At 71.5% G+C, this 23,559-nt stretch carries 20 protein-coding genes; 8 read left to right on the top strand and 12 right to left on the bottom strand.

What is annotated here, in order from left to right; genetic code table 11:
- The first annotated feature begins 201 nt into the window (after positions 1–201).
- Complete coding sequence (locus ACGH7X_RS01520) at positions 202–1,314, top strand: ABC transporter substrate-binding protein (protein ID WP_399880688.1); 1,113 nt, start codon at positions 202–204, stop codon at positions 1,312–1,314.
- A gap of 83 nt (positions 1,315–1,397) precedes the next feature.
- Here the strand turns inward: ACGH7X_RS01520 and ACGH7X_RS01515 are convergent, their stop codons facing one another.
- On the bottom strand, positions 1,398–2,948 hold the full coding sequence (locus tag ACGH7X_RS01515; RefSeq protein WP_399880685.1) for a protein kinase: 1,551 nt from the start codon (positions 2,946–2,948) through the stop codon (positions 1,398–1,400).
- A gap of 280 nt (positions 2,949–3,228) precedes the next feature.
- Positions 3,229–4,320: an alkene reductase gene (locus ACGH7X_RS01510; protein WP_399880682.1), complete on the bottom strand. Its 1,092-nt coding sequence runs from the start codon at positions 4,318–4,320 to the stop codon at positions 3,229–3,231.
- Positions 4,321–4,426: 106 nt separating this feature from the next.
- Between ACGH7X_RS01510 and ACGH7X_RS01505 the strand changes: the two genes are divergently transcribed.
- Complete coding sequence (locus ACGH7X_RS01505; protein WP_399880680.1) at positions 4,427–4,888, top strand: MarR family winged helix-turn-helix transcriptional regulator; 462 nt, start codon at positions 4,427–4,429, stop codon at positions 4,886–4,888.
- 46 nt (positions 4,889–4,934) lie between these two features.
- On the opposite strand, the gene ACGH7X_RS01500 is transcribed toward ACGH7X_RS01505, so the two are convergent.
- Positions 4,935–6,098, bottom strand: a complete 1,164-nt coding sequence (locus tag ACGH7X_RS01500) for a serine hydrolase domain-containing protein (protein WP_399880677.1) — start codon at positions 6,096–6,098, stop codon at positions 4,935–4,937.
- 64 nt (positions 6,099–6,162) lie between these two features.
- Here ACGH7X_RS01500 and ACGH7X_RS01495 point away from each other — a divergent pair, with 64 nt between their 5' ends.
- From ACGH7X_RS01495 to ACGH7X_RS01485, 3 genes are all read left to right on the top strand, one after another.
- Complete coding sequence (locus ACGH7X_RS01495; RefSeq protein WP_399880674.1) at positions 6,163–6,828, top strand: TetR/AcrR family transcriptional regulator; 666 nt, start codon at positions 6,163–6,165, stop codon at positions 6,826–6,828.
- Between the two features lie 135 nt (positions 6,829–6,963).
- Complete coding sequence (locus ACGH7X_RS01490) at positions 6,964–7,338, top strand: VOC family protein (RefSeq protein ID WP_399880671.1); 375 nt, start codon at positions 6,964–6,966, stop codon at positions 7,336–7,338.
- Positions 7,339–7,534: 196 nt separating this feature from the next.
- Positions 7,535–8,113: a dihydrofolate reductase family protein gene (locus ACGH7X_RS01485; protein ID WP_399880669.1), complete on the top strand. Its 579-nt coding sequence runs from the start codon at positions 7,535–7,537 to the stop codon at positions 8,111–8,113.
- Positions 8,114–8,146: 33 nt separating this feature from the next.
- Here ACGH7X_RS01485 and ACGH7X_RS01480 read toward each other — a convergent pair whose 3' ends face one another.
- Entirely contained in the window at positions 8,147–8,833 is a 687-nt protein-coding gene (locus ACGH7X_RS01480; RefSeq protein ID WP_399880666.1) for an alpha/beta fold hydrolase, read from the bottom strand.
- Positions 8,834–8,969: 136 nt separating this feature from the next.
- Here ACGH7X_RS01480 and ACGH7X_RS01475 point away from each other — a divergent pair, with 136 nt between their 5' ends.
- Together ACGH7X_RS01475 and ACGH7X_RS01470 are read left to right on the top strand one after the other, a co-directional pair.
- On the top strand, positions 8,970–9,932 hold the full coding sequence (locus tag ACGH7X_RS01475) for a helix-turn-helix transcriptional regulator (RefSeq protein ID WP_399880663.1): 963 nt from the start codon (positions 8,970–8,972) through the stop codon (positions 9,930–9,932).
- A gap of 203 nt (positions 9,933–10,135) precedes the next feature.
- The gene (locus ACGH7X_RS01470) at positions 10,136–12,250 is read left to right on the top strand and encodes an acyltransferase family protein (protein ID WP_399880660.1); all 2,115 of its coding nucleotides are present in this window, start codon (positions 10,136–10,138) and stop codon (positions 12,248–12,250) included.
- A gap of 24 nt (positions 12,251–12,274) precedes the next feature.
- On the opposite strand, the gene ACGH7X_RS01465 is transcribed toward ACGH7X_RS01470, so the two are convergent.
- The 6 genes from ACGH7X_RS01465 to ACGH7X_RS01440 form a co-directional block, all read right to left on the bottom strand.
- Positions 12,275–13,507, bottom strand: a complete 1,233-nt coding sequence (locus ACGH7X_RS01465; protein WP_399880657.1) for a Gfo/Idh/MocA family protein — start codon at positions 13,505–13,507, stop codon at positions 12,275–12,277.
- 114 nt (positions 13,508–13,621) lie between these two features.
- The gene (locus ACGH7X_RS01460) at positions 13,622–14,779 is read right to left on the bottom strand and encodes an ROK family protein (RefSeq protein ID WP_399880655.1); all 1,158 of its coding nucleotides are present in this window, start codon (positions 14,777–14,779) and stop codon (positions 13,622–13,624) included.
- A gap of 92 nt (positions 14,780–14,871) precedes the next feature.
- Positions 14,872–16,371, bottom strand: coding sequence for a glycoside hydrolase family 36 protein (locus ACGH7X_RS01455; protein ID WP_399880652.1), 1,500 nt, complete (start codon positions 16,369–16,371; stop codon positions 14,872–14,874).
- A gap of 55 nt (positions 16,372–16,426) precedes the next feature.
- On the bottom strand, positions 16,427–17,776 hold the full coding sequence (locus ACGH7X_RS01450) for an ABC transporter substrate-binding protein (RefSeq protein WP_399880650.1): 1,350 nt from the start codon (positions 17,774–17,776) through the stop codon (positions 16,427–16,429).
- 34 nt (positions 17,777–17,810) lie between these two features.
- The gene (locus ACGH7X_RS01445; RefSeq protein ID WP_399880647.1) at positions 17,811–18,740 is read right to left on the bottom strand and encodes a carbohydrate ABC transporter permease; all 930 of its coding nucleotides are present in this window, start codon (positions 18,738–18,740) and stop codon (positions 17,811–17,813) included.
- A 61-nt stretch (positions 18,741–18,801) separates the two neighbouring features.
- Positions 18,802–19,755: a carbohydrate ABC transporter permease gene (locus ACGH7X_RS01440; protein WP_399880645.1), complete on the bottom strand. Its 954-nt coding sequence runs from the start codon at positions 19,753–19,755 to the stop codon at positions 18,802–18,804.
- Between the two features lie 163 nt (positions 19,756–19,918).
- Here ACGH7X_RS01440 and ACGH7X_RS01435 point away from each other — a divergent pair, with 163 nt between their 5' ends.
- Positions 19,919–21,568 carry a DUF4832 domain-containing protein gene (locus ACGH7X_RS01435; protein WP_399880642.1) on the top strand — a complete coding sequence of 550 codons (1,650 nt, stop codon included), beginning with the start codon at positions 19,919–19,921 and terminating at the stop codon, positions 21,566–21,568.
- A gap of 46 nt (positions 21,569–21,614) precedes the next feature.
- Here the strand turns inward: ACGH7X_RS01435 and ACGH7X_RS01430 are convergent, their stop codons facing one another.
- The gene (locus ACGH7X_RS01430) at positions 21,615–22,595 is read right to left on the bottom strand and encodes an alpha/beta fold hydrolase (RefSeq protein WP_399880639.1); all 981 of its coding nucleotides are present in this window, start codon (positions 22,593–22,595) and stop codon (positions 21,615–21,617) included.
- Between the two features lie 209 nt (positions 22,596–22,804).
- Positions 22,805–23,551, bottom strand: coding sequence for an SDR family oxidoreductase (locus ACGH7X_RS01425; protein WP_399880637.1), 747 nt, complete (start codon positions 23,549–23,551; stop codon positions 22,805–22,807).
- Positions 23,552–23,559: the final 8 nt, after the last annotated feature.

The following is a 23,559-nucleotide window of genomic DNA, read 5'->3' as shown; positions in this document are numbered from 1 at the left end:
CGAACCCTGGTCCGCTGTCTTCGGGAAAGCCTCCACCGCGCGACGGACTCCCCGGCGCTCCGGGACACGGACTACCGTCCAGGGCCTCGTGCACGGGGAATCCATAATGGGTTGCCCGTCGGTGCTGGTGGTGGATGCAATGTCGGGCATGGTCACCCAGCCACGCCCGCCAGGGCGGAACGAGATGAAGGGCGCCGGCGCATGAATACGCCACCATCGTCACCCGGAGCACGGCGGACCGACGGGCCGGCCGTGCGGATCGGTGCCCTCGTGCCGCTGACCCGGCCCGGCTGGGCCGAGGCGGGCCGGCACCTGCTCGCCGGGATGGAGCTGGCCGTGGGCGAGGCCAATGACGCCGGCGGGATCGTGGGAAGACCGCTCGAGCTGGTGGTCCGGGACACCGCCGCCGATCCACGCGGAGCCGCGGCGGCCGTGGACGAACTGGCGCACCTGGGCGTGGCCGCCCTGGCGGGGGAGTATCACAGCGTCGTCGCCCGCGCCGCCGCCGCCCGGGCCGACGCCCTCGGCGTGCCGTTCCTCTGCTCGTCGGCGGTTCTCGACGCCCTCACCGATCAGCCCACGCAGTGGGTGGCGCGCCTGGCCCCCGCGCAGTCCCACGGCTGGCGGATCTACGCGGACTTCCTCCTCGCCGCGGGCCACAGCCGCATCGCCGTGGCGGCCGAACCGAGTGCCTACTGGGCGGCCGGCACCCGCATCCTGCGGGACCACCTCGCCCCACGCGGCGGTACCGTCGTCGAACTCGACATGCGCGCGCTCACCCCGGAGTCAGTCTGCGACGCGCTCGTCGACACTCGCGCGACGGCCGTCCTCCTTCTGGTCGGCCACCCCGAGCCGGCGGTGTCGATCGTCAAGTCCGTCCGCCGCGACCCCCGCCTCGCCGAGGTCATGGCGGGCGCTCCGGCCGGGCAACCGGAGTTCGCCCAATGGGCGACGTCGCTGGGCCGTGACGGCGCCGGGATCCCGTTCCTGCGCTACCTCCCCGAGCGCCCCGGCCCGCTGGGGGCACGCGTCGAGACGGCTCTGCGCGAGCGGCTCGCGCAGGCGCCCTCCTTCGTCGCCTTCGAGGGCTACGACACGATCGCGGTCCTCGCCGACGTGCTGCGTTCGTACGGCACGGACCGGGCACGTATCGCCGAATCCTGGTCACGCGTCGAGGTCGAGGGCACCCGTGGACCCATCCGGTTCTCCCGTACGCCGGACATCGGTGTCCTGCAATGGGTCTGGGCGCCGGTCCAGGTCGTCGACCGGGATCCGGCCGACCCCGGTCGGTTCCGCGTCCTGCACGCCGGCTGACGCGCCGACGCGGAGGCGGACAAGGGCGGCTCGACGGCGGCCGCATCCCCGTGCCCGCGACGGGCTGCTGGACCGAAAGCCGCTCAGCGGGCGCCGAGTTCCCCGGCCAGTGCCTTCGCCTCGGCCTCGGTGAAATCGCCGACGATCTGCACCTGTCCTCCGGTGATGGCCGCCGTGATGGCAGGGGCGGTGATGAGCCGGTCGCCGAGGACGACGGCGACCTGGTTCTTCGGGGACGGGCGCTGCGCGGCGCGCATGGTGAGGTCCGTGAACCGTTTGGCGTCGTCGTCGTTGAACGTCATCAGGATCAGCCAGCCGCCGGCCCGCTCGTCGAACTTGGGCGTCACCTGCCGCAGTTGTCGCACGCTCATCCGGTCCGTGCCCTGCGTGGAGATCCGGTAGCAGGCGTCCAGGTCGCCGGCGTAGAACGTGGGCGGGGGCAGTGCGTCGGTGCACTTGCCCGCCGCGCTCTGCTCCACCATGGCCAGCCGCAGATCCTGCCGAACCGCCCCCGGGGCCCTGGCCTTGGCCCCCTCGTCCTGAAGGGTGTACACGACGGCTCCTGCGGCGAGCAGTCCCACCAGGGTCACGGCGGCCAGCAGGCGGGCTCGTGGACGGCGGATTCCGCCGGGCCCGGGATCCGGCAGTCGGTGAGTGCGGTCGGTGGCGGGCGGGGTGCGCTCGGTGACCGCCTCGGGGTCGATCCGCCGCTGCGCCGCGTCGGCCTCCTCGGTGCGGCGCCGACGGTGCTGTTCGATCGCGGTGGACCAGCCCCGTGGCAGCCAGTCGGTGGCGCCGCGCGCCTGTGGCCGGTCGGCGAGAACAGTGCCGACCTCGGCCAGCAGGAGGTCCGGGGTGGGGCGGGCGCCGGGGTCGGAGGCGAGGCAGGGACGTATCAAGGCGCCCAGTTCGCCGGGGAGACCGGCCAGGTCGAGATCGCCCTCGGCCGCGCGGACCAGCTGTTCGAGCGCGGTGCCCTGGCCCATGTCCCGGTACGGACTGCGTCCGGTGGCCAGGTGGAAGAGGGTGGCGCCCAGCGAGAACACGTCCGATGCCGTGGTCGTCGGTTCGCCCCGGGCCTGTTCGGGCGCCGCGAAGGCGATGGTGCCCAGGGCGGCCTTGGTGCGGGTGATGTCGGCCGCCTGGGAGATGCCGAAGTCGATCAGACGGGGCCCGTCCTCGGGCAGCAGGACGTTGGACGGCTTCACGTCGCGGTGGACGAGCCCCGCGGTGTGGATGCTCACCAGTGCCTCGACCATTCCGGCAGCCACCCAGTACAGCCCGGCCCGCGGCAACGGGCCCTGCGCCGCGACGAGTTCGCGCAGGGAAGGTGCCGGAACGTACTCGGTGGCCATCCAGGGGACGCGTGCGTCGGCGTCGGCGTCCACGACGCTCGCGGTGAACAGGCCCCGTACCCTGCGGGCCAGCTCCACCTCCCTGGCGAAGCGCCGGCGGTCCGCGTCGGCTGTGACACCGTCGACGGCGTCCAGCAGCGTCTTCACGGCGACGGTGCGGCCACCGGGGGAACGCGCGAGATACACCCGGCCCATGCCGCCGCTCGCCAATTCCCTGAGCACCGTATAAGGGCCGATCCGCTCACCGGGCCGTACCGCGCCCGTCCACTCCGCCTGCACCGGCGTCCCCCATCCCCTTGGCCACGACGGGCCGTGATCACGTCGACCCGATCAGCCTAGGGGCCCCGCAGTCCCGCCGGGGAACCTTCACGATCACATCACCGCCGCGGGCGCCGCCCGGCCGCCCCGGGTCTCAGCGGTCTCCCGCCGCGTGGTGGCCGGGTGAGCCGTGGACGGTGGGTCGCCCTGGGCAGCCGGAGGGCACGCAAAGGGGTTTCCGGCACCGGCGGGGATGGCAACGGGCAGAGGCAGCGACACCGTCTCGACGACCGCGCGTCGTTCAGAGCGCCGGCAGGGTGCCGGCGAGGGTGGTGTAGTCGGTGTAGCCGTGGTGGTCGCCGCCGTAGGCCTTGCTCAGGTCGGGCTCGGTGAGCTCGGCGTCGGCGGCGAGTCGGGCGACCAGGTCCGGGTTGGAGATGAACAGACGGGCGAAGGAGACGGCGTCGGCGCTCCCGTCGTCGACCAGGCCGAGCCGACGGGACTGTCCGGAGGTGCCGGCGTCGGCCGGGTTGAGGATGAACGTGCCGGACCAGGCGGCGCGCAGCACCGGCGTCAGCGAAGGATCGCCGGCCTCGACGAGGTGGAGGTAGGCCGGGGCGAGCCTGTCGAGCTCGGCGACCAGGAGGGGGTAGACCGTGGCGTGGTCGTCCTCGACGGTGTCCCCCAGGCCGTTGGCCGGAGAGAGCCGGATGCCGGTGCGGTCGGCGCCGATCGCCGCGGCGACGGCCCTGGTGACCTCCACCGTGAAGCGGATCCGGTTCTCGGGCGAGCCGCCCCAGCGGTCGGTGCGCCGGTTGGCGTTGGTGGCCAGGAACTGGTGGAGCAGGTAGCCGTTGGCGCCGTGGATCTCGACGCCGTCGAAGCCGGCGGCGACCGCGTTGCGGGCCGCGTCCGCGAAGTCGGAGATCGTCGCGGCGATCTGCTCCCCGCTCAGCTCCTCGGGGACGAGGTGGTCCTGCGGCCCGGTGGGCGTGAAGACCTGGCCCGCCGCCTTCACGGCGGACGGGCCGACCGGGGTGAGGGCCCCGTGGCCGACGGCCTGGGTGGTGCTCGGGTGGCCGATACGGCCGGTGTGCATGAGCTGGGCGACGATCGTCCCGCCGGCCGCGTGCACGGCGTCGGTCACCGGCCGCCAGGCGTCGACCTGTTCGGCCGAGTGCAGTCCCGGCGTGAAGGGGTATCCCTGGCCGATGGCGGAGGGCTGGATGCCCTCGGTGATGACCAGACCGGCGGTCGCGCGCTGGGCGTAGTAGGTCGCCGTGTCGGTCGTTGGCAGCGTGCCGTTGGCACGGCTGCGGGTCATGGGGGCCATCACGATCCGGTTGCGCAGCTTCAGGCTGCCGGCGGTGAAGGGCTCGAAGGCGGTGGTCACGATGTTCTCCTCGAGGAGTCGGAACGGTCAGATAGTTAGCCGAACAACAAACTCCTCGGAGTGTATTCCTTGGCCGGACAACTTTTCCCGGAGGTACGATCGCGCCATGCGAGAACAGGCGACGGGGCAGGTCACGGGTGCGGAGCCGGCTTCGGTCAGTCACGCCATCTTCCGAGTGGCCCGGCTCCACAAGGCGCTGGCCGGCCGGCTCCTGCGGGAGAGCGGTCTGTATCCGGGCCAGGAGCTCGTGCTGATGGTGCTCTGGGACCAGGGCCCGCAGCGCCAGGTCGACCTGGCCGAGGCGGTCGAGTCGGACGCGCCGACGATGGCCCGCAGCATCGCCCGGCTGGAGAAGGCGGGCCTCGTGCGCCGGTCCCCGTCCCCCACCGACGGCCGGGCGGTGATCGTCGAGGCCACGCGGGCCAGCCTGTCCCTGCGCGCCAAGGTGGACGGCGCCTGGCGGGAGTTGGAGCGCCTCACCACGGAGGGACTCTCGGCGGCCCGGCAGGCCGAGATCCTGACGAATCTCGGCCTGCTGGAGACCACTCTCGCCGCGGCCGATCACTGACCTTCGAACGGGGCGCGCGGCGCGGCAGGTCGGTCTTCCGGGCCGGTCAGCCGTACATCGCCACGCGGTGCAGAGCCGCGAGCGCGTCGTCGATGGGGTGGGGCCGCGGCCTGCCGGCGGAGTCGAGTTCGTTCCACCTCTGGAGGTTCACCGCGACGGCCATCCGCCGCCTGCCGTCGGCACGGATCAGGGCCAGCGCGCCGGCCCCCCAGGCCGTGCCCCCGTGGCCCCAGAACGTGTCCCGACCGGGAGCCTCCACCGGGTGCAGGCCGAGGCCGTAGTCGATCGTCCTGCCCTCCTGGGAGACGACCGGCACGGTGTGCTGCATCTGCGCCAGCGACGACGGGCTGACGATCTCGCCCGCCAACAGCATCCCGAAGAAGCGGTTGAGGTCCGCGACGGTGGATATCAGCGAGGCCGCCGGTCCCACCCACGACATGTCGTAGACGCTGTAGTCGCGCGGCGGGTCGATCATGCCGAACCAGGCCTCGTAGATGCGCGAGTGCGGCTCGCCGACGTACGGCCCGGTGGGCAGCTCGGTGTCCCGGAGCCCGGCGCGCTCAATGACGTTCCGCGTGATGCACCGCTCGGCGGTGGTGCCGGTCACCTGCTTCAGGAGTTCGCCCAGGAGCAGGTAGTTGGTGTTCGAGTACACCCCCGGAGTCCCGCCCGGGGTGCCGACGGCGGGCGCCGTGACCCCCAGTTCGATCAGTTCCGTGGCCTGGAACCGGGCGAACCGGTTGTCGTCGAGACTCTGCGGCCCCGTGTCGGCGAGGGCGGGGAAGGCCTTCAGGGACGAGTACGCGTGGGGGAGGTACTCGGCGAGGCCGCTGGTGTGGTTGATCAGCATCCGGACCGTGATCGCGTCGCCGCGTGCTCCGGGGACCAGCCCCGGCAGGTACCGGCCGATCGGCGCGTCGAGATCGATCCGCCCCCTCTCGACCTGCTGCAGAACCGCCGCCGCGGTGAAGGTCTTGGTGATGCTGCCGACGCGGTGCCGCATGTCGGCGGTTACGGGGCGACCGGTGGTCACATCCGCGACCCCGGCGCCGCCGCGCCAGATCTGGTCGCCGTCACGTACCTCGGCGAACAGGCCGGGCATCCCGGCGTGGTGGACGTTCTCGATGGCGGCGTCCAGCGCCGCGGGATCCAGTGAGCCGCTCACGGCATCCGTCCTTTCGCGTTCCCCTCGACCTGCCTGTGAACCCATTATGCACGCGGTGCGTGCAACACCAAGTGCATGGATTAGACTGAGGTTCGGCGAGAGGAGCGCGATGGCAGGCCGAAGGCGCTGGACGACCGACGACATCCTGGACGCGGCGGCGGAACTGCTGCGCACGGGCGACGCCGAGTCGTTCAGTGTGCGCAAGCTCGCCGCGGCCCTCGGGACCGATTCCTCCAGCCTCTACCGGCACTTCCGCAGCAAGACCGAACTGCTGCGGGCGGTGGCCGACCGGATCCTCCTGGCCGCCATGGACGGCTACCGGCCCGAGGGCGACTGGAAGCGGCGCGTCACCGCCCTGGCCCTGTGCGTGAGAGACGCCTTCGGCCGGCACCCCCAGCTCGCCGCGGTCTGGGGACGCTACGCGTCGAGCGGTACCGGTTCCCGACTGGTCATGGAAGAAGTACTGCAGGCCCTGCGGGCGTCGGGACTGCCCGACGAGGAGATTCCGACGCGCTACCACCGGCTCGCGGTCCTCCTCGCCGCACTGATCGCCGCCGACGCCGGTGTCAGCACCATCACCCACGCGGAACACGAACAGGGCATGGAGCTCTTCCGCGTCGCGGTACTGGGCGCCGACCCCGAACGCTTCCCCGCCCTCGCCCACTTCGCCCGTGACGTCCGTCCCCTGGGGGCGGACCGCGGCGCCGCGTTCGAAGAGATCCTCGCCGCCCAGCTCGCCGAGATCGAGGCGGCGGTCCGGCAGAGCCACAGTTAGGGCCAGGGCCAGGGCCAGAGCCAGAGCCCGGACCCTGGGGCCCGTCCGCGGCCGCGCATGCCCGCCGTCCCGGCGGGTAGGAACCCTCCCGTACGGGGCGTCGCTGAAGCGGCTGAAGAGCGAGAGGTGTCGGAAGTGATTCGAAAGCTGCAGGCGGTCGCGCTGGACTGTGCCGATCCGGTACGGCTCGCGGAGTTCTACGCGGAGCTGCTCGGCGGGCGGGTGGCCGCGGACCCGGACGATTCCGGCTGGGTCGAGGTGCACGGGTTCGAGGGGACACCGCTGGCCTGCCAGCGGGTGGACGGCTACCGAGCGCCCCAATGGCCCGGCCAGGAGCGCCCGCAGCAGGTCCACCTGGACTTCGACGTGGACGACCTCGAAGGCGAGGAGAAGCGGGCACTCGCCCTCGGCGCGACCGTGCTGGAGCGGACGGACCAGCTCCACCCGGGGACCAACTGGCGCGTCTACGCGGACCCGGCCGGCCACCCGTTCTGCCTCTGCCTCCACTGAGAGCCCCGTAGCCCGTCTCGGCAGTCCGGCCGAGCGACAGGCCCTTGGGCGATTTCACCTTCACGCTCAAGCGCTGAGCCGACGTCGCACCACGGGCCTGTCCGGGAGTCCCCGGGCAGGCCCGGCACACGCCGACGCACTGGGGTTCATCCTCGTGATGCCGCGACGAACCCCGGAGAACTGGTACAAGAACACCGTGACCGCTACCTACACGTTCGACGTGTTCTCCAGCCTCGACGGCTTCGGCGCCGCAGGCGGCGACTGGACCGGCTACTGGGGCAAGCAGGGTCCCGAGCTGCTCGACCACCGCCTCGCTCTGTACGACGGGGAGCAGCGGATGGTCTTCGGAGCCCACACTTATCGGGCGTTCGCGCAGATGCTGGCCTCCGGCACCGCGGAGGCCGAAGTGCGTGACCCCTGGGTCACGCGGATGAGGAGCCTGCCGGCAACGGTGGTGTCGACCACCCTGGAAGGGCCCCTCGACTGGCCGGACGCCGAGGTCGTGAGCGGCGACGCCGTCGACGTCGTCGCCCGGCTCAAGGAGGAGTCCGAGGTGCCGTTGCGCTCGCACGGCAGCCTGTCCATGAACCGGGCGCTGATGGCCGCCGGCCTGGTCGACCGCGTCCAGGTGACGCTCTTCCCCGTGATCACCGGCCGGACCGGACTGGATCCGGTCTTCCGGGGCGCGGCCGACTTCGACCTCGAGCTGATCGGGCACCGGACGCTCGACGGCCACATCCAGGAACTCGTCTACCGGCCCACCCTGCATCCCTGAGCCGTACACGCACCCCACTACGGCGAGCCCCGGTCAGGACGCCTCGGCCGCCGCTGCCAGGATCCGGGCCAGCTCGGCAGGTCGGGAGATCATGGGCCAGTGGCCCGAGTCGATGTCGGCGAAGTCGACGTGCTTGGCCCGGGCCAGTTCCGGCACGTCACCCGCGCCGATCCACTCCCGCGCCTGCGCGGGAGTGAACTCCGGGCACACGAGCACGACCGGGACGTCGAACCGCCGCTCGTCGCCCAGCCGCACCACGCCCCTGGCGACGGCTTCGGGCACCGGGATCGCGGCGTCCGCCAGCTCTCGCCTCGCCTTCTCGTCGAGGTCGGCGGCATCCGGCCCCTCGAAGGGCTCCCAGCCGGGGAAGGGCATGACCCCGTCCCTGACCTCGAAGAAGTCGGCGTACGGCTGGGCATCGGGGGTGGGAATGCCGCCGATGAGGGCGACCTTGGCGAGCCGCTCCGGTCGCCGGTCGGCGGCCAGCCAGGCCAGCGAGCAGGCCGCGGAATGCCCCACCACCATGGGCTTGCCGGGCGCCGCGTCCACCGCGGCCAGCACCGCCGCCACCTGGTCGTCGAGCGTGGCGGACGCGGCACCGCTTCCCTGCCCCGGCAGGGCGACCGGCACGGGACGATGGCCGAGTGATTCCAGCGCGGACGCGACGCGACCCCATACGGATGCGTTCAGCCACAGGCCGCCGATGAGCAGGATGTCCATGGTCGGGTTCCCCTTCTTGTGCCTTCTGCCTTCTGCTCGGATCCCTTCGGATCCTTCTGCTGGGAATCACCGTAGGAGGAGATCCGGACGATGCACTGCCGGAATCCGAGCCGACCAGGCGGATTAGCCTGTTCCCGTGCCGAACGACCTGAGCCCCACCGCGCGAGCTTTGCGCGCCCTGGACATCCTCCAGACCCGCCCCGGTACGACGGCCGACGAACTCGCCGTGCGGCTGGGCGTCACGGAGCGGGCGGCGCGCCGGTACGTCGGGATCCTCAGAGAGGCCGGCATCCCCGTGGAGTCGGCCCGGGGACCGCACGGCGGGTACCGGCTGGGACGCGGGACGAGACTGCCGCCCGTGCACTTCACACAGGCCGAGGCCCTCGGCCTCGTCATGGCGGTACTCAGCGGCCAGCCGGCCGCGGCCGACGCCGACGACCTGGTAGGAACCGCGCTCGGCAAGGTCGTCAAGGCACTGCCGGAGGGCGTCGGCCGGCAGGCGGCACTGCTGCGGGAGTACGCGGCGGCCGCTCCCGACCCGTACGCGGCCCACCCGGACCCGGCCGTCACCAGTTCCCTCGTCGACGCCGTCGCGCACCGGCGCCGCGTGCTGGTCACCTACCTCAGCGAGGCCGGCCACGAATGGGAGGAGGAGGTGGATCCCTGGTCCCTCGTCGTCCGCTACGGGCGCTGGTACCTGCTGTGCCACTCCCATCGCGCCGGCGCGATCCGCACCTACCGGGTCGACCGGATCGGCGCGGTCCGGCCGACCGGGCACGGCTTCGAGGCGCCCGGGGGCTTCGACCCGGTGGCGGTGCTGGAGGAGAACCTGGGCATCGGCTGGGCGTTCGACACCCGCGTGGTCTTCGAAGCGCCCATGACCGAGGTGGCCCCCTGGATCCGGCCTCCCATGGGGCGGCTCGAACCCTCGGGAGACGGATGCGTGCTCGTCGGCAGCACCCGCAATCCGGACATGTACGCGCAGGAGTGGCTCGCCAGGGTGCCCTTCGCCTTCCGTGTCGAGGGCGGGCAGGAACTGCGTGCCGCGGCCGCGGCGCTCGCGGCGCGTTTCACCGCCGCGGTGACGGACCGGCCCTGACCGGCGCCTAGGGGCACGCGGTTCGAGAGGCAGTGCGGCCCGTCCTTTCCGGTCCCCGGGCTGAATGGGGCTGAACCGCCGGTTTCACGCGGTTGAACCTTCGCGGCCGAGGCGAAGTCGGGCGCCAACGGCGGAACTCCGTGGGGCAGCCGAGTGATCTTGTGGGCCGAAGGAAGTCGGTCGCCCGGAGGAGTCACCCCCTGATGACGAGCACCACGCCCACCGAGACACGCCCCGTCCCGGCGAGCCACATATCCGCACCACCATCCGAGGCTCACACCCTTCGGCCGGACATCCAAGGGCTGCGCGCGGTGGCCGTCGGTCTGGTGGTGCTCTCCCATGCCGGCGTGTCGCAGGTCGGCGGCGGCTACGTCGGTGTCGACGTCTTCTTCGTGATCTCCGGCTTCCTCATCACGTCGCTGCTGCGGCGCGAACTCGCCACCACCGGCCGGGTGTCGGTCCGTTCGTTCTACGCCCGCCGCGCACTGCGGCTGCTTCCCGTCTCGTCCCTGGTCGTCGTCGTCACGCTGGGCGGGGCGTGGCTGTTCCTGTCCAAGGCGCGGCTCGCCGAGTACGCGGGCGACGCCCTCGCCGGCGCGCTCTACACGGTCAACTTCCGGCTGGCGGCGGCCGGTACGGACTACCTCGCCCAGAACAGCCCGCCGTCGCCGTTCCAGCACTTCTGGTCGCTCGCCGTGGAGGAGCAGTTCTACCTGGTGTGGCCGCTGCTCCTGCTGCTCACGTGGCGGATCGCCCGCGGGCGGCCCGGACTCGTGGCGGTGCCGCTCGCCATACTGCGCCTGGGATCCTTCACGGCGGGCGTCCTCGTCACGAACTGGTCGGCGCCCTGGGCGTACTTCAGCTCCCTCACCCGGGCCTGGGAACTGGGCGCCGGTGCCCTCCTGGCGCTGGCCACCGGCCGCCTGCGAAGGCTGCCCGCCACCCTCGCCGTCCCGCTGACCTGGCTCGGCCTGACCTGCGTCACGCTCGCGGCGGTCTGGTACGACGACGAGACGCCCTTCCCCGGCCACCACGCCCTCCTGCCGGTCGCGGGCACCGTGCTCGTCCTGGCGGGTGGCTGCGCTCCCACCCGGCACGGCGCGGGGCGGCTGCTGGGGCGGCGCCCGCTCGTGTGGCTCGGCGGACTCTCGTACGGCTGGTACCTCTGGCACTGGCCGCTGCTGGTCATAGCCCCGGCGGCACTGGGCCGCGCCGACGGCACCGCCGACGTGCCGCTCGCGCTCGGGCTGTCGGCGGCGGCGCTCGGCCTGGCGTGGCTCACCCTGCGCCTCGTCGAGAACCCGGTCCGCTTCCACCGCGCCTTTCGCCGGCGGCCCCGCCGCGCCCTGGCTCTCGGAGCCGCGCTGACCGCGGGGGTTTCGGCGCTGTCCCTGACGGCGACGGCGGTTCCGTCGACCATCGAGGTGGGCGGGCCCGCGCCCACGCTGGCGCGGGCCCTCTCCGAGGCCCCGGACCCACGGGCACGTCTCGCGGAACTCCTGACGGCGTCCCCCACCGCCCTGCCGAGCAACCTCGCACCGCCCCTGCCGAACGTGAAGTCGTCCCGTTCCGCGGTCTACCGGGACGGCTGCCACGCCGACTACGCCGCCACCCGTCCCAAGCCCTGCGTCTACGGCGACCGGGCTTCCTCCCGTACCGTCGTCCTCTTCGGCGACTCCCACGCGGCCCAGTGGTTCCCGGCCCTGCACCGGCTGGCGACCGAACGCGGCTGGAAACTGGTCTCGATGACGAAGGCCTCCTGCAAGGCCGCCGACGTGACCGTCGTCAGCGGTCACAAGCCGTACACCGCCTGCGACACCTGGCGCTCCAACGCCATGGCGACGATCAGGACGCTGCGCCCCGTCCTGGTGGTCGTCTCCTCCTCGGACGCCGGCGACCCGGCCCGCCCCGCCGGCGACCCCCTCCACCAGTGGACGGCCGGCTTCGAGCACACCTTCCGCGCCCTGGGGGCCACCGGCGCCCGGGTCGCCGCCCTGCTCGACACCCCATGGCCCAAGGGCGACCCGATCGACTGCGCCGCCAGGAACTCCCTGCAACTGCGGTCCTGCGCCCACCACTTGCCGGACGCGATCCGCGACGCCAGGCGCGGCCTCGCCCTCCGCGCCGCCGCGTCCACCACGGCCACCACCGTCATCGACCCCACCCCCTGGCTCTGCGCCCCGCACACCGGCACCTGCCCCGTGGTCGTCGGCGACACCGCCGTTTACCGCGACGACAGCCACCTCTCGGAGGCGTACGCCGAGGCGCTCACCCCCGTTCTGGCGCCCCCGCTGGACCGCCTCATGGGCGCGCCCTGAGCCGGGGTCAGGTGCGGTGCACGGTCACACCTGTGGCCGTGCGGGCTGGTGCTGCCGGAAGTAGTCGACGATCGTCGGAGCCGGGGCGCGTACGTCCACCGGCGTGCCGCCGGTGCGCAGCGAGGTCGTCGCGGCGACCGCGGCGGCGACGGCTTCGCGGGCGGCGACCGGCGAGGTGTCCGTCGGACCCCCGGAGGCGGCGAACCGGAGGAACTCGTCGACCAGCGCCCGGTCCGCGCCGCCGTGCTCGTCCTCGGACGGTGTGTCGACGTGGACGGTGAGGTCGGCGTCGCGCCGGTACCCGGAGCGGCGCTGGTTGAACACCTGGATCGTCGCGGGATCGCCGTCCAGGCCGTCGCCGAAGTTCTCCAGGCGGCCCTCGTCCCCGATGACGGTGTAGTTGCGCCAGTAGTCCGGCGTGAAGTGGCACTGCTGATAGCTGGCGAGTACGCCGTTGTCCAGACGGGTCAGCATCATGCTGATGTCCTCGACGTCGATGACCGGGTTCAGCTCCCGCAGCGCGGACGGCGGCCAGACCTCGGGGTCGAACCAGTCGGGCATGCGGCCGCCCCCGGGCGCCGGATCGTCCGCCGCCCGCCGCGGGTTGTCGCCGTACACCGACAGGGCGCCCTGGGCGACGACACTCCTGGAGTAGCCCCCGGCGAGCCAGTGGATCACGTCGAGGTCGTGGGCGCCCTTCTGCAGGAGCAGCCCGGTGGTGTTGGCCCGCTCCGCGTGCCAGTCCTTGAAGTAGTAGTCCCCGCCGTGCCCGACGAAGTGGCGGCACCACACGGCGCGGACCCGCCCGATCGCGCCGTCGTCGATCAGTGCGCGCATCCGCCGCAGCACCGGGAGATGGCGCAGGTTGTGACCCACGTACAGGCGGCTGCGCGAGTCGTACGCGGCCTCCAGCAGCGCGTCGCAGTCGTCGACGGTGATCGCCAGGGGCTTCTCGACGAACACCGGCACGCCGGCGGCCAGGAAGAACAGCGCGGGCTGCGTGTGCACGTGGTCGGGCGTGAGGACGAACACGGCGTCCAAGTCGTCGTCGGCCATCTTCTCGTACCGCTCGTGCAGCACCACGTCCGGCCCGAACAGGCTCCTGGCGTCCTCCCGGCCCCGCGGATCCGGGTCGGCGCAGGACACGACCCGGGCGAGACCGGGCCGGTTCGCCAGCGCGGCCATGGGCGCGCGCTGGCCGACGCCGATCACTCCGACGCGCAGTTCCGATACCGGTGTCTGGTCACGGTGGCTCACTGGACTGTCCCTTCGGCTCCCTACGGGGGAGTGGTTGACGTGGGGTGTTGGGGCGTGCCGGACGGCACGGTGGGCGGGTGGTGCGCCATGTCCCGCCGTGGGGGGGGCCGGTCCCTACCGGCGAGGTGCGGCCGGTGCCGAGAGCCCGTCGCTCAGCAGCCGGCTGTCGACCTCGTCCAGGGCCAGGCGCACCGCGCCCATGGCCACGCTCTCGTCGCCGAGGGTGGAGACGCGCAGGTCCGGCAGGCGCAGACAGTGCTTGGTCAGTTCGCGGCGCAGCGGTTCGAGAACCACGTCGGCGGAGCGAGAGAAGCCGCCGCCGTAGACGACGACCTGCGGGTCCAGGGTGAGCACCAGCGCGGCGACCCCCACCGCGAGGTCCCGGGTGTAGCGCCGCACGGCCGTCCTCGCGTCCCGGTCGCCGTCCCGGGCCGCCTGGAACACCCACGCGGCGGCATCGCCCGGAGCGGCCGACGCCGGTACGCCGGGGCAGGACTGCAGGTGGTCGGGAGCGGTGAGCCAGCGCACCGCCTTCAGCGCGCCGATCTCGCCCGCGGCGCCGCCGTGGCCGCGGCGCAGGGTGCCGTCCAGGATGAGACCGGCACCCGTGCGCAGACCGGCGAGGAGGAAGACGATGTCGTCGGCGTCCTGTGCCACTCCGTTCCACCGCTCGGCCACGGCGGAGAGTTTGCAGTCGTTCTCCACCTGGATCGGGCAGGAGAACCGGGCCGCGAGGTGGGAGACCGGGTCGGCGGACGTCCACCCGGGCAGGGGCGTGGAGATGCTGGTCCGGCCGGCGGCGTCGACCGGGCCCGTCACCCCGACCGTCAGGGCCCAGACGTCGGCCGGTGTCATCCCGGCGGCCCGCAGGACGTCGTCGATCACGCGGTCCACCTCCGACAACCGCGGCCCGGGGGCCGCGTCGGGGTCGACCGGGCGGCGCAGCGTCCGCACCAGGTTGCCCTCCAGGTCGCTCAACATGACCAGGACCTTGTGCACGCCGATGTCGATGCCGAGTACGTGGCCGGCGTCGGCCCGGAACCGGTAACGGCGGGCAGGACGCCCCACCACGCTGCTGGCGCCCGGTTCCTCCACCTCGGCCCAGCCGTCGGTCACCAGTGCCTGCACCAGTACGTCCACGGCGGGACGGGACAGCCCCGCCCTGCCCGCGAGTTCGGTGACCGTCGAGGGCGGGTTGCCGCGCAGCGCCCACACGATGGACAGCTGGTTCATCTCGCGCATCCGGGACAGGTCCGTTCCGGTCGTCGCCATGGTGGTACTCCCTGCGAGGATTGCCGTGCGCGCCGCTGGATAATGCTGAGGAGTTTACTAACTCGATAGGGCGTGCGTGTCCGTGACGGAGGTCAGGCGATCGGATACCGCTGTTCCGCCCCGGGGGAGACGGCCGGGGCGAGGTCGACCTCCCGTCCGTCGAGCGTGAACCGGTAGCGACCGAGCCTGCGCACGCGTGGACGGGCCTCCAGATACGCCGTCATCGCCCGCAGCTCGTCCGGGTGCAGCCACCCCGGCGGGTCCGAGACCGCGCGGAAGCCGCAGACGTCGGCGAGGTCGCGCAGCCACTGCTGTTGCTGCTCGGTCAGCAGGTTGAGGCGGCTGCGGAAGTACACCACGTCCGGATCGACCTCCAGCAGGGGCGCCTGCCACAGCCGGTGCACCGTGTTGACGACGGCGTTGCGGGCCAGGGCGTCGGACGGGTCCTGCGTCGCGTAGTGCTCCCACAGCGGCGCGACGTCCGGACCGCTGCGCATACCGTCGGCCAGGCCCAGGGAGGGCAGCAACGGTGCCCCACTGGCGAGCAGGTACACCTCCGGCCCGGCGGCCTCGCGGATGATCCGCAGCCCGGTCCGGTACGCCTCCTCGCGGCCGACGTCCTTGCACCGGACGCCCGGCACCGCGCCGCCCTGGAGGAAGTCGAGCTTGAGATAGGTGAATCCCCACTCCCGGGTGACCCGGTGCGTCATCTCCCGCAGGTGTTCCTGCGCCGCGGGCGAGGTGAGGTCGAGCGCCCAGTACCCCGTGCCCCAGTTGTGGCCCGCGACCACGGGCTCGCCCTCGTCGTCGCGCAGCAGCAGCTCCGGCCGCTCCCGGGCGGTGCGCGAGTCGGGGTGCACGATGAACGGGGCGAGCCAGAGCCCCGGGCGCAGTCCCGCGTCGGTGATCCGCCCGGCCAGGGCCCGCATGCCGGAGGGGAACTTGGCGTTGGCCTCCCAGTCGCCCACCGCCTGCTCCCAGCCGTCGTCGACCTGGACCACGTCGAAGGGCAGACCGCGCAGGGCCGAGATGTCCTCGGTGAGCTGTCGCTCGGTGATGTTCTCGTAGTACGCGTACCAGCTGCACCACACATTGCCCGCCCGCTCGGTGCCGCGCCCGAGGCGCTCGCCGAGGTGCCGGGCGTAGTCCGCGAAGACCTGCTCCTCGTCGCCGTATGCCAAGAACCAGGGTGCTCCGTCGCGCTCGTACCACCCGGCGAGCGTGTCCAGGTCCGCCGACAGCCGCGGCACGTCCAGCCCGAGCGCGCCGAGCAGCAGCACCCGGCCGTCCGCACCCTGGAGCGCGGCGACGGCGGAGGAGTGGTGGCGCGTGGGGTCGTCCCACACGGTGTCGTCCGCGGTGACCCGGCGTTCGGGGTTCTCGATGCGCAGCGGCGCGGCGGACAGGCGCCGCCAGCCGCACGGGCTCCAGGAGTTGTGGCCGTGGCGGTAGAAGAGCGCGTCGCCGAGACCGTGCAGCAGGGCCACCCTGCCCGGTGGCAGCAGCAGTCCCCCGTCGACGGGCTCCGGTCGGGCGTCGCTGTCGACCTCGATGGCGAAGGCGCGGTCGTCGAGGTCTACGAGCTGGGCCATGTATCTCCTTGCGTCGAGTTGGGGCGAGCTGTTCAGGGCGGTTGGTGGCCGGTCGTCAGAAGAGGGCGTTCACCTTGTCGTTGGCCGCTTTGAGGGCCTCTTCCGGGGAGGTCTGGCCGAGGATCGCGGACTGGATGGCGTCCTGGACGATGGGTCCGATCTCGGTGCCGTTCTCGGTGATGGGCAGCAGGAAGGTGCCGTCCTCGGCCGCGGCGGCGTCGGTGAAGACATGGACGTCCTCACCCTTGGCCCGGTGGGCGGCCAGTGCCTTCTCGGTGGCGGACTCCAGCGCGGGGAAGACCACGGCCCGCTCGGCGACCAGGTTCTGGCAGTCCGCCGAGGCCAGGAACTTGACCCACTTCCAGGCCTCTTCCTTGTGCTTGCTGCCGGCCCAGATGGCGTCCGACAGACCGTTGATGGCGCTCTTGCGGCCGGCCGGACCGACGGGCATCGGTGCGAAGGCGAACTCCTGCTTCAGCTTCGGATCGGTGTAACTGGAGATGGCGTAGGAACCCGCGACCGTCATCGCGCCCTTGCCTGCGGCGAGCAGTTCTGAATTGGCCATCTTCGACTGCTGGTCGAGGCGGGGCGCGTACCCCTTGTCGATCAGGTGCTTGAACCAGGTGAGGGTCTCGACGAGCTTGGGGTCGTCGTAGCGGTAGTGCGTGCCCCACGGGTTCTTCTCGAGGTACCGGAAGCCGTTGGCGGCGGCGAACTCGCCCCAGCCGTTCTGGCCCTGGGAGCCGTCGGCCCACTCGGGCAGGAAGCCGTACACCTCGACGTGGCCCTTGTCGAAGTCGGGGTCGAGTCCGTTGCGGCCCTTGTCGTCGAGCGTCGCCCGGGCGATGACCTCCTCCAGGGTGCCGCCGTCGGAGGGGTTCCAGGTCAGTCGGTCCAACCGGGCCGCGTCCACGCCCTGTTCCCCGAGCATCGCCGTGTTGTAGACCAGCGCCACGGTGTCCCAGTCCTTGGGCAGGCCGTAGCGCTTGCCGTCCTTGGACCAGGGTTCGGTGAGGCCGGGCTGGTAGCCGGACAGGTCCACCTTGTCGCGTTCCACGTAGGGCTGGAGGTCCAGGATCTGACCGCCGGAGACGTACGTCGGAGAGTAGGTGGACTGGTTGGTCCACACGTCCGGGGCGTCGCCGGAGACCAGTTCGGTGGTCAGGTTCTGCCAGTACTGGTTCCAGGCCGTCTGGGTGAACTCGACGTCGATGTCGGGGTTGGCCCGGTGGAAGGCGGTCGCGCAGTCCTGGTAGGCGGGCAGTTGTCTGTCGTCCCACAGCCAGTAGTCGAGAGTGACGGTGCCGTCGGCCGCGGTGTCCTCGGAGCCGCCGCAGGAGACGAGGGTGGCGGAGGCGGCCAGGCACAGCAGGACCGCGCCGGCGCGCACACGCAGGGAACTCATGGAAGAGGGCCTCTCTGGCTCGTACCGCTGGGGCTTACTTGACGCCGGTGAAGTTGAGGGACTCGACCAGTCGGCGGCCGAGCAGGATCAGCAGGACGAGGACCGGCAGCACCGAAAGCGTCGAACCGGCCATCAGCCCCGTCCAGTCGGGCGAGGTGTTGGGGGACTGCTGCTGGAAGATGCCGAGCGCGACGGTGAGGACGCGGGTCTCCTCGTCCCGGCCGGTCAGCAGCGGCCACAGGTAGTCCTTCCACGCCCACACGGTGGTGGTGAGCCCGATGGTGAGGAGCGGACCACGGCTCATGGGCAGCACCACCCTCCAGAAGAGTCCCCAGGCGCCGACGCCGTCCAGTACCGCGGCCTCCTCCACCTCACGCGGGATCGACAGGAAGAACTGGCGCAGGAAGAAGATCGCGAACGGGGTCATCAACACGCTCGGCGCGACCATGCCCGCGAAGGTATTGAGCCAGTCGAGGTTCTTCACGAGGACGAAGTTGGGCATCACGGTGAAGATCGGAGGCACCATGAGTGCGGCGACCAGCACGCCGAAGACCGCGTTGCGGCCGGGAAAGCGCAGCCTGGCGAAGGCGTAGCCGGCCATGGCGCAGCACAGCGTCTGGAGCACGGCGATCAGTCCGCTGTAGACCACGGAGTTGAGCAGGTAGCGCAGGAAGTCCACTTGGGCGCCGGAACCACCGGCCGCCATGGCCTCCTCCTGACTGGTCAACCCCAGAACGCGCGTGAAGTTGATCGTCGTCGGGTGCTGGGGGACGAGCCCGGTGGAGTCGGAGTAGAGGTCGGCCGCGGGGGTCAGGGCGGTGCGGACCATCCAGTAGAAGGGGAAGACGGTCGCCGCCAGCGCGGCCACGAGCACCACCCAGGCGAGGACCCGTCCGGGCGAAAGCCTCCTGCGAGGGGCGGTACGAGTGCGTGTTAGGGCCAGTCTCCGTGGCTGTGTCCGCATCCGTGTCCGTGTCTGTGTCTCTGCTTGCGTCTGCGTCTGCGTCCGTGTCACGTTCGCCTCCTCAGGCCAGGTCCGAGCGGGAAGCGCGCAACAGGCGCATCTGCACCGCTGTCAGCACGCCGAGGATCAGCGCGAGCATCACGGCCACCGCGGAGGCGTATCCCATGTGGAAGTACGTGAAGGCCTGCTCGTAGATGTAGTAGTAGATGACCCGGGTGGCGCCCACCGGTCCGCCCCGGGTCGTCACCGCGATCGTGTCGAAGATCTGGAACGAGCCGATCATCGACACCACCAGCACCAACGCGAGCACCGGCCGCAGCAGCGGCAGCGTGATCCTCGTGAACATGCGGAACTCACCGGCGCCGTCCAGGGAGGCGCTCTCGTAGAGGTGTTGGGGGATCTGCAGCATTCCGGCGTAGAGCAGCAGCGCCGTGTAACCGGTGTAGGCCCAGGTGTTCACGGCGGCGATGGACGGCATCGCCCAGTCCGGCGAGACGAAGAAGCCGGTGGGGCCCATGCCCAGGGCGTCCAGCAGGTGGTTGACGAAACCGAGGTTGGTGTCCAGCAGCCACAACCACAGCAGGCCGACGGTGACGTTGGGGACCAGCCACGGGAGCAGCAGCATCGCGCGCAGCGCCACCGAACGGGTCAGCCGGTGCATGAGCGTGGCCAGCAGCAGTCCCAGCACGGTCTGCGACCCGATGTTGACCACGACGTAGTAGCCGGTGACCTTGAGCGCGTTCCAGAACTGTTCGTCGCTGACCAGGTGGCGGTAGTTCTCCGCGCCGGTGAAGTTCGGCGAGGCGAGGAGGTTGTAGTCGGTGAGCGAGTAGTAGATGCCGCGCACGGTCGGATAGGCGTAGAAGAGCGCGAAGCCCAGCAGGGCCGGCGCCAGGAACAGCCAGGCGACCTTCCGGTCGTCGCGGCCGTGCCGCGGTTTGCCGGGAGCAGGGGCCCCGTCCGGCCCGGGGCGGGCGGGTCCGGGCGGTCGCGCAACTGCGGTGTGGGCGCCCATGGTTCCCCTCCGAAGGTATCTGCGCCGCACCTCTTGCCAGTGGGGCACCATGGCTACATATTGATGAGGCAAAGCGAAACTTTGTCAACGCTGACTCATAAAAAGGTGAGGTCCTCGTCCGGGCGGAACAGCCCGGCCCCACCTGTGTCCGGAGGTTGAGAAGATGCGCTCCTTCGCACGACGACGCCGCAGGTCGACGCAGGTTTCACTCGGCGCCGCGGCCGTGGCGCTGGCCGCGATCTTGCTGCCGCTGACCGCCCGGGCCGCCCCCGCCCCCGCCCCCGCCCCGGCCTCCACCGCGGCGCCCGGCTCCGTGGCCGCGGGTGTCCCCGAGCGGCCCAGCCCCGGCCCGGACCCCGACCCCGCGCTCCCGGCACACACCCTGACTCGCGCCGACGCGCCGCTGGACAACCCGCTGAAGGGATTCGCCCGCTTCTACACCCCCGGCGCGGACCAGCACACCGGCTACCCGCACTCCCTGACCTGGGCCTACTTCGGCCTCTCCGAGGTCATGAACGACGCCTCGAACTGCGGGACGTACGACTGGGCCACCGTGGACAGCGCGCTCGACGAGATCGCCTCCTACGGCAACCAGGCCGCCATCCGCTTCTACATGGAGTATCCGGGCGGCACCGGCAGCCATCCCGCGAACGCCATCCCGTCCTGCTACGACGGACACGTCGACTACCGCCACAACGAACGCTGGGACACCACCGGTCCCGACTACGACAACCGCTATCTGCTGGACGCGCTGAAGGACTTCATCGCCGCCGCGGGGGCGCGCTACGACGGTGACCCGCGCCTCGGCTACCTCCACATGGGTCTGATCGGGCTGTGGGGCGAGTGGCACACCTGGCCGTACGACACCGACACCGCGGACCAGCTCCCGAACTACATGCCCACCGACGCCCACGGTGCCGAGATCATCGAGGCGTTCGACACCGCGTTCACGCACACCAGGGTCGAGGTACGGGCTCCAGACAACGCCGGCGGCGCGGCCGACGGCCTCCCCGCCGTGGGCTACCACGACGACTCCTTCTGCTACCGGGAGGGCGACCCCCTGGCCGGTGTCACGCTGCCCCAGTCGATGGGCGGCGCCTCCTACGCCCAGTTGCAGAAGGCCCTCGACCACGGGGTCGAGAACCGGTGGACCACCGCGTCCATGGGTGGCGAGGTGCGCCCCGAGATCCAGCCCACCGCCTTCGACGCCTGGCCCGGCGGTTCGGGTGCCGTGGACGACATGCGGGCGTGCATCGAACTGGAGCACACCACCTGGAAGATCAACGAGGGCAGCGCCGCCTACTCCGCCGACGACGCCGACGTCGCGGCGGCGGTACGGATGATGGGCTACGACCTCACCGTCGATCACGCCTACTTCCACGACACCGCGCAGGGCGGCACGACCGTCGGCGTGCGGATCACCAACGAGGGCGTCGCCCCGTTCTACTACCCGTGGACGGTCAGCCTCGGCCTGAAGGACTCCGCCGGCAAGGTGGTCACGACCTGGGACACACCCTGGGACCTGCGCAAGGTCGTGCCGACGAGGATTCGCGCGTTCCCCGACTGGGGGGTGGGCCCCGATCCCACCCACCTCGACTACGGCTACCCCGAGTACTTCGAGACGGCCGTCGACCTCTCCGCCGTCCCGGCCGGTGACTACCGGCTCGTCATGAAGGCGAACAACCCCCTGGAGGACGTCGACACCGACGCGAAGAAGCTCCGGTTCGCCAACGCGGCACAGGACAGCGACGGTTGGCTCGGACTCGGCGACATGAGCGTCGGCTCCGGGCGTGCGGCGGGAGCCGAGGAGTAGACCGCTCGAGCCTCACGGGCAGCCCCGAACCCGCCCTCACCCGGCCCTACCGGCGAGCGGCGCGACGGGACCGTACGACGAGGACCGTGCCACCGGCGACGGCGAGGACCGACGCGGCGCCGAGGAGCACGGTCTGCTCGGTGCTGCCCGTGCGGGCGAGGCTGGGCCGTGAGTCGTGAGCGGCCCGGAGGATCAGATCGGTGACGTCGGCGGGGTTCGTCTCCATGACCGCGTGCGGAGCGTCGACCTCGACGGTGGTCGAGCCGGCCCGCTCGGCCATGAAGCGCAGGTTCTCCGTGCCGATGGTGCGGTCGTCCGTGGCGACGAGGTACCAGGACGGGATCGTCTTCCACGCCACGGCCTTGGTGGGCTCGTTGAACGACACGGCGGCACTGGGCCGCTGTGTGGCGGCCAGGACGGCGGCCTGCTCCGCGGTGAGCCGGTTGCTCAGGAAGACCTCGTTGAACTTGTCCGGCTTGACGTACAGGTCGACGTCGGTGGGATCGCTGCTGAGCGGCACGGCGTCGAGGGCTGTGGGGACCGGGGCGTCGGGGTCGTCCGAGAGGCGGCTGCCGGGGTACTTGGCGGCCAGCTGCAGGGCGTTCTCGCCCTTGTCCGGAGCGAACCCGGCGATGTAGACCAGCGACTCGACGTTCGGATTGCCGGCGGCGGCGTTGGTGATCACGGCGCCGCCGTAGGAGTGGCCCGCGAGGACGATGGGGCCCTCGATCGTCTTCAGCCGGGCGGCGAGGTACTCCGAGTCACCGGAGAGGCTGCGCAGCGGATTGGCGGTCGCTACCACCGGATAGCCCCGCTTCTGCAGGCTCCGCACGACCTCGTCCCAGCCCGAGGCGTCCGCCCAGCTGCCGTGGACCAGCACGATGGTCGGCTTGGCGTCCTCGTGCGATTCGGTGCTGCCACCGCTCTCGGATGCCATGGCCGGACCGGCGGCCATCAGGGACGCGGCGGACAGCAGACCTGCCAGCGGGAACGAGCGCCGTATACCGGCGTGACGAATGCGCTTCATGACCACTCTTTCTGGAGGGGAATGCCTGCTGACGAGACTGCATTCCGCTCACGGGTGGAGCACCGCGAAGTGGTCTGATCAGGTGAACGTCCTCGTGCGTGACGCTCCGCACGCCGTCGGCGTGGCTGCCGCGTGGGGGACAAGCAGCAGCCGGTGTGCGAACGCACCCTTGCCGACCGCCGTGCTGGATCAGCATCACCGAGCACGGGCTACTGCTGTCGTGTGCCCCAGTCGTCGAAGTGGGTCGTGGCGATGTGGGCGTCGGGGCCGGGAAGCAGGTCCGACTCCTGGAGGTCGGCGCCCCAGTAGAGACCGTTCGGGTCCGTCTCGACGGTACGCGGGTCCTTCCTGACGGCGAGGCCCCTGCGGATGAAGTCCTCCAGCTGGAACGTGTCCGGACCTGCGACCTCCACCGTGCCGTTGACCGGCGCCCCGACGGCCGTGCGGCCCACGGCGGCGGCCACGTCGCCGGAGTAGATGGGCTGGATCTTGATGGGGGCGACGCGCACCGTGTCACCCTCGGTCGCCGAGTCCGCGAGGGTCTTCGCGAACTCGAAGAACTGCGTGGCGTGAACGATCGAGTACGGGAGCCCGGAATCCTTGATCATGTCTTCCTGGGCCTGCTTGGCACGGAAGTAGCCGCTCGCCTGAAGGCGGTCGGTCCCCACGACGGACAGTGCGACGTGGTGAGAGACCCCGGCCTCCGCCTCGGCCTTCAGCAGGTTGGTCGTGGAGACGCGGAAGAACTCCTTGACGGCGTCGTCCTCGAACGACGGGGAGTTCGAGACGTCGACGACGACCGAGGCGCCGCGCAGCACTTCGGCCAGGCCTTCGCCCGTCAGTGTGTTGACTCCGGTGTTGGGTGAGGCCGGGACCGCCTCGTGGCCGTGCTCGTTGAGCCCGGCGACCACCTTCGAACCGATGAGCCCGGTACCGCCGATTACTACAACCTTCATGGGAACAC

This window comes from Streptomyces sp. BBFR51 (assembly GCF_044591655.1).
Lineage (GTDB): Bacteria > Actinomycetota > Actinomycetes > Streptomycetales > Streptomycetaceae > Streptomyces.
Note: the sequence above shows the minus strand (reverse complement) of the source record. Positions and strands in the feature narration are given on the sequence as shown.

Excerpts from the sequence above, each read along its gene's own strand:
- ACGH7X_RS01520 (WP_399880688.1), top strand. The coding sequence starts at position 202 with ATGAATACGCCACCATCGTCACCCGGAGCACGGCGGACCGACGGGCCG.
- ACGH7X_RS01505 (WP_399880680.1), top strand. The coding sequence starts at position 4,427 with ATGCGAGAACAGGCGACGGGGCAGGTCACGGGTGCGGAGCCGGCTTCG.
- ACGH7X_RS01500 (WP_399880677.1), bottom strand. The coding sequence starts at position 6,098 with ATGGGTTCACAGGCAGGTCGAGGGGAACGCGAAAGGACGGATGCCGTG.
- ACGH7X_RS01495 (WP_399880674.1), top strand. The coding sequence starts at position 6,163 with ATGGCAGGCCGAAGGCGCTGGACGACCGACGACATCCTGGACGCGGCG.
- ACGH7X_RS01480 (WP_399880666.1), bottom strand. The coding sequence starts at position 8,833 with ATGGACATCCTGCTCATCGGCGGCCTGTGGCTGAACGCATCCGTATGG.
- ACGH7X_RS01470 (WP_399880660.1), top strand. The coding sequence starts at position 10,136 with ATGACGAGCACCACGCCCACCGAGACACGCCCCGTCCCGGCGAGCCAC.
- ACGH7X_RS01460 (WP_399880655.1), bottom strand. The coding sequence starts at position 14,779 with ATGGCGACGACCGGAACGGACCTGTCCCGGATGCGCGAGATGAACCAG.
- ACGH7X_RS01455 (WP_399880652.1), bottom strand. The coding sequence starts at position 16,371 with ATGGCCCAGCTCGTAGACCTCGACGACCGCGCCTTCGCCATCGAGGTC.
- ACGH7X_RS01450 (WP_399880650.1), bottom strand. The coding sequence starts at position 17,776 with ATGAGTTCCCTGCGTGTGCGCGCCGGCGCGGTCCTGCTGTGCCTGGCC.
- ACGH7X_RS01445 (WP_399880647.1), bottom strand. The coding sequence starts at position 18,740 with ATGCGGACACAGCCACGGAGACTGGCCCTAACACGCACTCGTACCGCC.
- ACGH7X_RS01440 (WP_399880645.1), bottom strand. The coding sequence starts at position 19,755 with ATGGGCGCCCACACCGCAGTTGCGCGACCGCCCGGACCCGCCCGCCCC.
- ACGH7X_RS01435 (WP_399880642.1), top strand. The coding sequence starts at position 19,919 with ATGCGCTCCTTCGCACGACGACGCCGCAGGTCGACGCAGGTTTCACTC.
- ACGH7X_RS01430 (WP_399880639.1), bottom strand. The coding sequence starts at position 22,595 with ATGAAGCGCATTCGTCACGCCGGTATACGGCGCTCGTTCCCGCTGGCA.
- ACGH7X_RS01425 (WP_399880637.1), bottom strand. The coding sequence starts at position 23,551 with ATGAAGGTTGTAGTAATCGGCGGTACCGGGCTCATCGGTTCGAAGGTG.